Annotated in this window: 7 protein-coding genes; 1 reads left to right on the top strand and 6 read right to left on the bottom strand. The window is 64.1% G+C overall.

Going from position 1 to position 10,585, the window contains the following annotated elements:
* Nucleotides 1-610: 610 nt before the first annotated feature.
* The 6 genes from prpD to HOP59_RS10445 form a co-directional block, all read right to left on the bottom strand.
* Entirely contained in the window at nt 611-2,095 is a 1,485-nt protein-coding gene (gene prpD / locus HOP59_RS10470) for a 2-methylcitrate dehydratase (protein ID WP_010627419.1), read from the bottom strand.
* Nucleotides 2,096-2,203: 108 nt separating this feature from the next.
* The gene (gene prpF, locus HOP59_RS10465) at nt 2,204-3,382 is read right to left on the bottom strand and encodes a 2-methylaconitate cis-trans isomerase PrpF (RefSeq protein WP_010627418.1); all 1,179 of its coding nucleotides are present in this window, start codon (nt 3,380-3,382) and stop codon (nt 2,204-2,206) included.
* Between the two features lie 68 nt (nt 3,383-3,450).
* Nucleotides 3,451-6,060 (bottom strand): Fe/S-dependent 2-methylisocitrate dehydratase AcnD, encoded by a 2,610-nt coding sequence (acnD, locus tag HOP59_RS10460; protein ID WP_010627417.1) that lies wholly within the window; start codon nt 6,058-6,060, stop codon nt 3,451-3,453.
* A gap of 78 nt (nt 6,061-6,138) precedes the next feature.
* Nucleotides 6,139-7,266, bottom strand: coding sequence for a bifunctional 2-methylcitrate synthase/citrate synthase (gene prpC, locus HOP59_RS10455; RefSeq protein WP_010627416.1), 1,128 nt, complete (start codon nt 7,264-7,266; stop codon nt 6,139-6,141).
* A gap of 49 nt (nt 7,267-7,315) precedes the next feature.
* On the bottom strand, nt 7,316-8,221 hold the full coding sequence (prpB, locus tag HOP59_RS10450) for a methylisocitrate lyase (RefSeq protein ID WP_010627415.1): 906 nt from the start codon (nt 8,219-8,221) through the stop codon (nt 7,316-7,318).
* A 31-nt stretch (nt 8,222-8,252) separates the two neighbouring features.
* A complete protein-coding gene (locus tag HOP59_RS10445; RefSeq protein ID WP_010627414.1) occupies nt 8,253-8,966 on the bottom strand; it encodes a GntR family transcriptional regulator in 714 nt (237 codons plus the stop codon).
* Between the two features lie 234 nt (nt 8,967-9,200).
* Between HOP59_RS10445 and pabB the strand changes: the two genes are divergently transcribed.
* Complete coding sequence (pabB, locus tag HOP59_RS10440) at nt 9,201-10,580, top strand: aminodeoxychorismate synthase component I (RefSeq protein WP_035590583.1); 1,380 nt, start codon at nt 9,201-9,203, stop codon at nt 10,578-10,580.
* The last annotated feature ends 5 nt before the right edge of the window (nt 10,581-10,585 follow it).

Here is a 10,585-nt window from a genome sequence, read left to right as displayed (position 1 = left end):
TCAAAGCTTCTCAAAAGACCCGAAGGTCTCGACGAGTCGCTTGCCTTGAAATGGTGTGACTTCTCACCACCTCATCGACAAGCGCCCACATGAATTACCTGATCGATTGTTAAAGAGCGGCTCCTTTCCTCTTCAAGCCTCAGCCTGAAGAGCGGAGCGTCTCGCTTGCTGTCGGGGCCGTCGATCCTATGACCGAGGGGCCTCGCCAGCGCCCTGCGAGGAAGGCGTATTCTACTGAAGCGCCGGAGTTTGTCAACTCTCTTCGAGGCCGTCACCGAGGTGACCCTGACATCGAAGACCGGCCGGAGCCGGCGACCGCAAGCCCGCTTCCGGACTTGCTTTCGAGTGGGGCGCATTCTACTGAATCCGCCGCGGGCGTCAAGTGCGAATTTTGCGAAGCGAATCGGAAAACTCAAACAACGACAACCACTTACCACTCTCCCCACCGCCTGCAACGTTGCTCGTCACCGGCAGCGGATGCGTACTTTAAGGGCTGCAGACCAAGGACGCAACCCTCCGCGTCAAAAAAATATAGCTCAGGTTTCTGGCAGCAGCCATGACGGGGATCAATTTTCTCATGACATGGCTGCTACGCCCGTGCTCGCGCCTCTCAGATGACGAACAGATCGACGAAACGATGCACCGGCATGGCTTCCAGCGCCCCCTGCTCCTTGCACAGTGAAATGATTCGCTCGCAGCGGCCGGCCGGGAAACGCGTCGCCAAGTTGCGGCGAAACTTCTCTTCCAGGATGGGGATGCCCTCGGCCCGGCGGCGGCGATGGCCGATGGGGTATTCGACTTCGATGCACTCCGTGGCAGTGCCATCGCTGAAGAAGACCTGGATGGCATTGGCGATGGAGCGTTTGTCGGCAGCCAGATAGTCCTGGGTATAGCGAGGCTCCTCGCTGACCTCCATCTTGCCCCGCAGCGTATCGATCAGCGAGTGCTGACGATGAAAGTCATCCTCGTAGTGTTCGGCGGTCAGATCGCCGAAGATCAACGGCACGGCTACCATGTACTGCAAGCAGTGGTCACGGTCCGCCGGGTTGGCTAGCTCGCCCTCCTTGGAGATGATGCGGATCGCCGATTCATGGGTGGTGATGACGATACGCTCGATCTCCTCGAGGCGGTCCTTGACCTGGGGATGTAAGCGCACTGCAGCCTCACACGCCGTCTGGGCATGGAACTCTGCCGGGAAGGCGATCTTGAACAGGATATTTTCCATCACGTAGGTGCCGAACTCGCGCTGGAAGCGAAACTTCCTCTCCCCTTCCGGTTTGATCGCCTGATCCTTGTTGGTCTTCGAGAAGAGCACGTCATAGAAACCCCACTGGGGTGCGCTGAGCACCCCGGGTATGCCCATCTCGCCACGCAGGGCAATATCGGCCAGACGCACGCCACGCGAAGTAGCATCGCCCGCGGCCCAGCTCTTGCGCGAGCCGGCATTGGGCGCATGGCGGTAGGTACGCAGACTCTGACCGTCGGCCCAGGCGTGCGATAGAGCCGACAGCAGCTGCTCCCGATTCGCCCCCATCAGGTAGGCGGCTACTGCCGTGGATGCCACCTTGACCAGTACCACATGATCCAGGCCAACTCGGTTGAAGGAGTTTTCGAGCGCCAGCACGCCCTGGATCTCGTGAGCCTTGATCATGGCCTCGAGCACGTCACGCATGATCAGCGGTGCCTCGCCCTGGGCAACTCGCTTCTGCGAGAGGTGATCCGCCACGGCGAGAATGGCACCCAGGTTGTCGGAGGGGTGCCCCCACTCGGCGGCAAGCCAGGTGTCGTTGTAGTCGAGCCAGCGCACGATGCAGCCGGTGTCCCAGGCGGCCTTGACGGGATCCAGGCGGAAGGAGGTGCCCGGCACTCGGGCGCCATGGGGCACGACGGTGCCTTCGACCAGCGGCCCCAGGTGCTTGGTGCATTCCGGGAAGCGCAGCGCCAGCAGGCCACAGCCCAGGGTATCGATGAGACAGTTGCGTGCGGTATCCAGCGCCTCGTCGCTCTCGACCCGATAGTCGAGAACGTAGTCGGCGATCATCTGCAGTTCAGGTTCGTAATCGGGACGGACGTTGCGTTCGACGGTGGCGCTCATGCTCCCTCCTGTCGCAGGCTCGATGTCGTCTCCACTTACTATAGAAAACGCTATATGAAACGCCCCGAGCCATGCGACTCGGGGCGAGTTGACGATCCCGCCGCTCTGCTAGAAGGCATCACCAGGGATGCGAACTTGCCCTTCCATCAGGACCCGCGCGCTACGGCTCATCACCGCCTTGGTCGCCGTCCACTGTCCTGCAACCTGCGAGGCCTGTGCGCCGACTCGCAGCGTGCCGGAGGGATGCCCGAAGTGCACCGCGTTGCGCTCGCCACCGCCCGCCGCCAGGTTGACCAGGGTGCCGGGCACCGCCGCCGCCGTGGCGATGGCCACCGCCGCCGTGCCCATCATGGCGTGGTGCAGCTTGCCCATGGAGAGCGCGCGCACCACGAGATCGATGTCGCCTGCCTTGATCGCCTTGCCGCTGGAAGCGACGTAATCGGCCGGCGGCGCGACGAAGGCGACCTTGGGCGTGTGCTGCCGTTCGGCCGCCTCGCTGACCTCCTTGATCAGCCCCATGCGCACGGCGGCGTGGGCACGAATCGACTCGAACATCGCCAGCGCCCGGGTATCGCCGTTGATCGCCTCCTGCAGCTCGGTGCCGCTATAGCCGATCGCTCCGGCGTTGACGAACACCGTCGGAATGCCGGCATTGATCATGGTGGCTTCGAGAGTGCCCACTCCCGGCACTTCCAGCTCGTCGACCAGGTTACCGGTAGGGAACATGGCACCTTCGCCGTCGGCCGGATCCATGAACTCGACCGCCACCTCGGCGGCCGGGAAGGTCACGCCGTCGAGTTCGAAGTCGCCGGTCTCCTGCACCTCGCCGTTGGTGATCGGAACACGCGAGACGATGGTCTTGCCGATGTTGGCCTGCCAGATCCGCACCGTGGCGATACCGTTCTCGGGAATTCGCTCGGGGTCCACCAGGCCGTTGCTGATGGCGAAGGGGCCGACGGCGGCGGAGAGGTTGCCGCAGTTGCCGCTCCAGTCGACGAAGGGCTTGTCGATGGAGACCTGACCGAACAGGTAGTCGACGTCGTGATCTGGGCTTTCGCTCTTCGACAGGATCACCGTCTTGCTGGTGCTGGAGGTGGCCCCACCCATGCCGTCGATCTGCTTCTGGTACGGGTCGGGGCTGCCGATGACGCGTAGCAGCAAGGCATCACGGGCCGGACCGGGCCGGCGTGCCGCCTCGGGCAAATCCTCCAGACGAAAGAAGACGCCCTTGCTGGTACCGCCACGCATGTAGGTGGCGGGAATCTTGATTTGAGGAACGTGGGCCATGGCGCTCGCTTCCTGAAATGACGGAGAACCCCGGCGATGTCCGCCGGGGCGTTCACGCGATGTGTGGATCAGGCCACCGCTTCGGACTCGAGGAAGTCCTGGGCGAAGCGCTGCAGCACGCCACCGGCGGAGTAGACCGTGACCTCCTCGGCGGTATCCAGACGGCAGATCACCGGCACCCGCTCGACTTCACCGGACTTGCGGTGAATGACCAGCTCGAGCGTTGCCCGGGGAGCCGGCTTGCCTTCCACATCGTAGGTCTCGGTGCCGTCGAGCTTGAGCGTATGCCGCGTGGTGCCCTCCTGGAACTGCAGCGGCATCACACCCATGCCTACCAGGTTGGTGCGGTGAATGCGCTCGAAGCCCTCGGCGACGATCGCCTCCACTCCGGCCAATGCCACGCCCTTGGCCGCCCAGTCGCGGGAGCTGCCCTGGCCGTAGTCGGCTCCGGCAATGACGATCAGCGGCTGGCCGCGCTCCATGTAGGTCTCGATGGCTTCCCACATGCGCGTCACCTTGCCTTCCGGCTCGATGCGCGCCAGCGAGCCCTGGATCACTTCGCCCTTGTCGTCCCGCACCATCTCGTTGAACAGCTTGGGGTTGGCCAGCGTGGCCCGTTGGGCGGTGAGATGGTCGCCACGGTGGGTGGCGTAGGAGTTGAAGTCCTCCTCCGGCAGGCCCATCTTGGCCAGGTACTCGCCCGCCGCACTGTCCAACAGGATGGCGTTGGAGGGCGACAGGTGGTCGGTGGTGATGTTGTCCGGCAGGATCGCCAGCGGGCGCATGCCCTTCAGCGCACGCTCACGCGCCATGTTGCCTTCCCAATAGGGCGGCCGGCGAATGTAGGTGCTCTGCGGGCGCCAGTCGTAAAGCGGGCTCTTGGCCTGCTCCACCTCGTCGAGGTTGAACATCGGGATATAGACCTGCTTGAACTGCTCGGGCTTGACGTGCTTACCGACGATGGCGTCGATCTCCTCGTCGGAGGGCCACAGCTCCTTGAGCGTGACCGGCTTGCCGTCCTTGTCATAGCCCAGCGCGTCCTTCTCGATGTCGAAGCGAACGGTACCGGCGATGGCGTAGGCCACCACCAGCGGCGGCGAGGCCAGGAAGGCTTGCTTGGCGTAGGGGTGGATGCGCCCGTCGAAGTTGCGGTTGCCGGACAGCACCGCAGTGGCATACAGATCGCGGTCGATGATCTCCTGCTGGATCTCCGGGCGCAGCGCGCCGGACATGCCGTTACAGGTGGTGCAGGCGTAGGCGACGATGCCGAAGCCGAGCTTTTCGAGCTCCGGCAGCAGGCCAGCCTCCTCCAGATAGAGACGGGCGACCTTGGAGCCAGGGGCAAAAGACGATTTCACCCACGGCTTGCGCACGAGACCCAGCTCGTTGGCCTTCTTGGCCACCAGCCCCGCCGCCACCACGTTGCGCGGGTTGGAGGTGTTGGTGCAGCTGGTGATGGCGGCGATAATCACCGCGCCGTCGGGCATCCTGCCGGCTTTTTCCTCCGCCAGCGCCAGCTCCAGGTTGGCGGCGATGCCGCGCTCGGCCAGCGCCGAGGTCGGCAGGCGACGATGGGGGTTGGAGGGGCCTGCCATGTTGCGCTCGACGGTGGAGAGGTCGAACGTCAGCACGCGTTCGTACTCGGCGTTCTTCAGGCTGTCGCCCCACAGCCCCACGGTCTTGGCGTAGTTCTCGACCAGCGCCACCTGCTCCGGCTCGCGGCCGGTGATGGTCAGGTAGTCGAGGGTCTGCTGGTCGATGTAGAACATCGCCGCGGTGGCGCCATACTCCGGCGTCATGTTGGAGATGGTGGCGCGGTCGCCGATGGTCAGGCTATCGGCACCTTCACCGAAGAACTCCAGATAGGCGCCTACTACCCGCTCCTGGCGCAGAAACTCGGTGATCGCCAGCACGATGTCGGTGGCGGTGATGCCGGGCTGGCGCTTGCCGGTCAGCTCCACGCCGATAATGTCGGGCAGGCGCATCATCGAGGGGCGGCCGAGCATCACGGTTTCCGCCTCCAGACCGCCCACGCCGATGGCAATGACCCCCAGGCAGTCGATGTGCGGAGTATGGCTGTCGGTGCCCACACAGGTGTCGGGGTAGGCGACACCATCGCGAGCCTGGATCACCGGCGACATCTTCTCCAGGTTGATCTGGTGCATGATGCCGTTGCCGGCAGGGATCACGTCGACGTTCTTGAACGCGGTGCGGGTCCAGTCGATGAAGTGGAAGCGGTCCTCGTTGCGGCGATCCTCGATGGCGCGGTTCTTGTCGAAGGCATCGGGGTCGTCGCCGCCGCACTCCACGGCCAGGGAGTGGTCGACGATCAGTTGGGTCGGCACCACCGGGTTGACCTTGGCCGGGTCGCCGCCCTTCTCGGCGATGGCATCGCGCAGGCCGGCCAGATCGACCAGCGCCGTCTGGCCGAGGATGTCATGGCACACCACTCGCGCCGGATACCAGGGGAAATCCAGGTCGCGCTTGCGTTCGATCAGCTGCTTGAGCGCGTCAGTGAGCAGCTCCGGCTCGCAGCGGCGCACCAGCTGCTCGGCCAGTACGCGAGAGGTATAAGGAAGGGTGTCGTAGGCACCGGGCTGGATCTCCTCGACGGCCTCACGCACGTCGAAGTAGTCCAGCTCGGTGCCGGGAAGCGATTTGCGGTATTGAGTATTCATGAGTCGACGGTCTTCGCGTGGTGTTGGATCGGGCGAGGGAGAGAGACGGCCCGCAGGCCGCCTCGTGCGGACGCTGGCTCAGTCACGCTCCTCGATCGGTACCCACTGGCTCTTCTCCGGGCCGACGTAGTCGGCGCTGGGGCGAATGATGCGGTTGTTGGCGCGCTGCTCGAAGACATGGGCACACCAGCCGGTGACGCGCGAACAGACGAAGATCGGCGTGAACAGCTTGGTGGGGATGTCCATGAAGTGATAGGCGCTGGCGTGGAAGAAGTCGGCGTTGCAGAACAGCTTCTTCTCGCGCCACATGACGTCCTCGACCCGCACGGAGACGGGATAGAGCACGGTGTCGCCGACGTCCTGGGCCAGCCGTTCGGACCACTCCTTGATGATGGCGTTGCGCGGATCGGACTCGCGATAGATCGCATGCCCGAAGCCCATGATCTTCTCCTTGCGCTCGAGCATCCCCATGATCTCGCGCTCGGCCTCTTCCGGCGACTTCCAGTTCTCGATCATGTCCATCGCCGCCTCGTTGGCACCGCCATGTAGCGGGCCGCGCAGCGAGCCGATGGCGCCGGTCACGCAGGAGTGCATGTCGGAGAGCGTCGAGGCGCAGACGCGCGCCGTAAAGGTTGAGGCGTTGAACTCGTGCTCGGCATAGAGAATGAGCGAGACGTTCATCACCCGGGCATGCAGCTCGGAGGGCGCTTCATCACGCAGCAAGTGCAGGAAGTGAGCGCCTACGGACTCGTCGTCGGTCTCGGTCTCGATGCGCACGCCGTCATGGCTGAAGCGATACCAGTAGCAGATGATCGAAGGCAGCACCGCCAGCAGGCGGTCGGAAACGTCCTGTTGCTCGTCGAAGCTCTCCTCGGTCTCGAGGTTGCCGAGCATGGAGGCACCGGTACGCATCACGTCCATGGGGTGGGCGCTGGCCGGGATCTGCTCGAGCACGGTCTTGAGTGCCTGGGGCAGGCCACGCAGCCCCTTGAGCTTGGTCACGTAGGCATCGAGTTCGGCCTGATTGGGCAGCTTGCCCTTGAGCAGCAGGTAGGCGACCTCTTCGAAGCGCGCCTTCTCGGCCAGTTCCTTGATGTCAAAGCCGCGGTAGGTCAGGCCGGAGCCGGTCTGGCCTACGGTACACAGGGCCGTACTACCGGCGCTCTGGCCGCGCAGACCGGCACCGCCGATGGGTTTGTCTGACATGTCGTGTCTCCTTGCTATGGCGTTTTATTGTCGGCGTAGCGGGTCGGACTCAGTTGTCCGTTCCCTTCTCGGCAAGCTGGTTTTCAGCAAACAGCGCATCGAGCTTCTGCTCGAAGGCGTGATAGTTGAGGAAGTCGTAGAGCTCGTCGCGGGTCTGCATCAGCTCGACCACATCCCGCTGATGGCCCTTGTCATGAATGCTCTGATAGACCTTCAACGCCGCCGCGTTCATGGCGCGGAAGGCCGATAGCGGATAGAGCACCATACGACAGCCAACCTCGCCGAGCTCCTGCTGGGTGAACAGCGGCGTGGCGCCGAACTCGGTGATGTTGGCCAGGATCGGCGCATCGACCCGCTCGCAGAAGGCGCGATAGTCGTCGAGGGTGTGCACCGCTTCGGCGAAGATGGCGTCGGCGCCGGCCTCGATGCAGGCATTGGCGCGATCGATGGCGGCATCGAGCCCCTCTTTCTGGAAGGCATCGGTACGTGCGATCAGGTAGAAGTCTGGGTCGATGCGAGCATCGGCGGCGGCCTTGATACGGTCGACCATCTCCTGCTTGGAGACGATCTCCTTGTTGGGACGATGCCCGCAGCGCTTCTGCGCCACCTGGTCCTCGAGGTGCACGGCAGCCACGCCGGCGCGCTGCATCTCCTTGACGGTGCGGGAGATATTGAAGGCGCCGCCCCAGCCGGTATCGATGTCCACCAGCAGCGGCAGGTCGGTGGCGCCGCAGATCCGGTGTGCGTCCTGCACCACATCGTTCATGCTGGTCATGCCCAAGTCGGGCAACCCGAAGGAAGCGTTGGCCACCCCACCGCCGGAAAGGTAGATGGCCTGATGCCCCACGCGCTCGGCCATCATTGCGGTATAGGCATTGATGGTACCGACGATGGGCAGCGGGCGGTTAGCCTCGAGAGCGGCGCGAAAGCGAGCGCCGGGGGTGGGTCGTGTCATGACGTAATTCCTCTTGGTATTCGGACGGGCTTCAAACGGTTTCTTCGGCCTGCTGCTGCTTGAGAGTGGCGGCATAACGGTCGGCCACGTTGGCCCGCGAAGCGCTGACATGGCGCCGCATCAGCAGCTCGGCCAGTTCGGCGTCGCCGGCTTCGATGGCATCGACGATGCGATGGTGCTCGACGAAGGCCCGCTGTGGCCGAGTACCGCTGGCGCTGAACTGGGTACGGTAGAGCCGCACCAGGTAGTAGAGGTCGTCGCACAGCATGGTCATCAGCATGCGGTTGTGGCTGCCCTGGACGATGCGATAATGGAAGTCGAGATCGCCTTCGCGCTGATAGTAGGCTTCGCCACTCTTGAGATCGGCCTGACGTTCGTGCAGCGCCAGCACCTCGCGCAGCCCGGCGATCTCCTCGCGGGTCATGTTTTGGGCGGCCAGGCGGGCGGCCATGCTCTCCAGCGCCTCGCGCACGTCGAACAGCTCGAGCAGCTCCTTCATCGAGAGCTTGACCACCCGGGCACCGACATGGGGCACTCGTTCGATCAGGCGGTGGGCCTCGAGGCGGCGCATCGCCTCGCGCAGCGGGCCGCGGGAGATGCCGTAGGTCTTCGACAGACCCGGCTCGGTGATCTTGCTGCCCGGCGCCAGCTCGCCGCGGACGATGGCATCCTGCAGCTGATGGAAGACCCGCTCGGCCAGGGTGCGGACTTCAGGGGATGTTTGCTCTGGAGCGACTGAGTTCATGGCAATTGTCGACAATTAAGGAGTGAAGAAACTTTAGACACTGCTCTGGCACGGGTCAACCTTCCACAAGCCGCCATTTCGTACGCCTTTGGTTGTAGACAATGAGAAGCTGCGAAGCTACGGTGTCGACAATCGTCACAGCGTTGACGACAAGTCGTTAACAGGCCAACGACTTTCACGACAAAAGGCTCGCCACCCCCTAGAATGAGTCGCCTGTTCCGAAAGGCCCCCCTGATGACTGCAAGACTCGAGATAACACCGCTGCCCTATGGCGAGGATCCGCTTGCCTATTTCCAGGCGCTGCGCCAGCGCCCCGGGGCCGTCCTGCTCGACAGCGGCAAGCCTGCCGCACCGGGCGGTCGCTACGACATCATCAGCAGCGACCCCGTGTCGGTGCTCACCGTCGACGGCAAGGGGGTCATCCGCATCGACGGCGAGGTGCAGCACGGCCGTGACCCATTCATGGCCCAGCAAACCCTGCTGGAGAGCCTGGCTCTCGAGGTGCCATCCAACGATCTACCCTTTCTCGGTGGCCTGATCGGCTACTGGGGCTACGACCTGGGCCGCTCTCTAGAGCCGGTGGGCAACTCGGCCCAGGAAAGCGTCTGCCTGCCTGCCAGCCGTACGGGGCTCTACGACTGGGCGCTGATACAGGATCATCAGCGGCAGGAGAGCTGGCTGGTGGCGACGGCCGAGCGGCGCTTGCAGGTGATGGAGTGGCTGCGTGGCAGCGCCGACCCCACCTCGGCCTTCGGACTGCTCGCCCCTTTCACAGGCGAGATGGACCGCGACGGCTATGCCAGACGGTTTGCTGCGGTGCAGGACTACATTCGGGCCGGTGACTGCTACCAGATCAACCTGGCCCAGCGCTTCAGCGCACCGTACAGCGGCGATCTCTGGGACGCCTACCTGCGCCTGCGCCTGGCCACACCCACACCGTTTGCCGGCTTCATGGCCTGGCCTTCAGAGCGAGGTGAGCAGGCCATCCTGTCCCTCTCTCCCGAGCGCTTCCTGCTGTGCGAGTCGGACGGCCACGTCGAGACACGCCCGATCAAGGGCACTCGCCCCCGAGGCGGCACGCCCGATGAGGATTGGCAGCTCGCCATGGAGCTGATCTCGAGTCTCAAGGATCGCGCCGAGAACGTGATGATCGTCGATCTGCTGCGCAACGACCTGGGGCGCGTGTGCCAGCCGGGTAGCGTACGGGTACCGCAGCTCTGCGGGCTGGAGAGCTACGCCAACGTGCACCATCTGGTCAGCATCGTGTGCGGCAGACTGGCGACGGGGAAGCGTTCGCTGGACCTGTTGGCGGCCGCCTTTCCCGGCGGCTCTATCACCGGCGCACCCAAGGTGCGAGCGATGCAGATCATCGACGAACTGGAGCCGAGCCGCAGAAGCGTGTACTGCGGCAGCCTGGGCTTCGTCGACGTGCGCGGCAACATGGACACCTCGATTGCCATCCGCACCGCCGTGGCCGACGGGGAGCACATCCATCTTTGGGGCGGCGGCGGGCTGGTGGCCGACTCCAACGTCGAGGCCGAATACGCCGAGACCCTGGACAAAATCCGCCACCTCATGCAAGCGTTGGCCCAGCCAAAGCACCAAGAGGAATAAGAAGA

It is taken from the genome of Billgrantia aerodenitrificans, from assembly GCF_021404405.1.
GTDB classification, from domain to species: Bacteria; Pseudomonadota; Gammaproteobacteria; order Pseudomonadales; family Halomonadaceae; genus Halomonas; species Halomonas aerodenitrificans.
The sequence above is the reverse complement of the archived record's forward strand: the minus strand, read 5'-3'. Positions and strand labels throughout refer to the sequence as shown.

Excerpts from the sequence above, each read along its gene's own strand:
- acnD (WP_010627417.1), bottom strand. The coding sequence starts at position 6,060 with ATGAATACTCAATACCGCAAATCGCTTCCCGGCACCGAGCTGGACTAC.
- pabB (WP_035590583.1), top strand. The coding sequence starts at position 9,201 with ATGACTGCAAGACTCGAGATAACACCGCTGCCCTATGGCGAGGATCCG.
- prpC (WP_010627416.1), bottom strand. The coding sequence starts at position 7,266 with ATGTCAGACAAACCCATCGGCGGTGCCGGTCTGCGCGGCCAGAGCGCC.
- prpF (WP_010627418.1), bottom strand. The coding sequence starts at position 3,382 with ATGGCCCACGTTCCTCAAATCAAGATTCCCGCCACCTACATGCGTGGC.
- prpD (WP_010627419.1), bottom strand. The coding sequence starts at position 2,095 with ATGAGCGCCACCGTCGAACGCAACGTCCGTCCCGATTACGAACCTGAA.
- prpB (WP_010627415.1), bottom strand. The coding sequence starts at position 8,221 with ATGACACGACCCACCCCCGGCGCTCGCTTTCGCGCCGCTCTCGAGGCT.
- HOP59_RS10445 (WP_010627414.1), bottom strand. The coding sequence starts at position 8,966 with ATGAACTCAGTCGCTCCAGAGCAAACATCCCCTGAAGTCCGCACCCTG.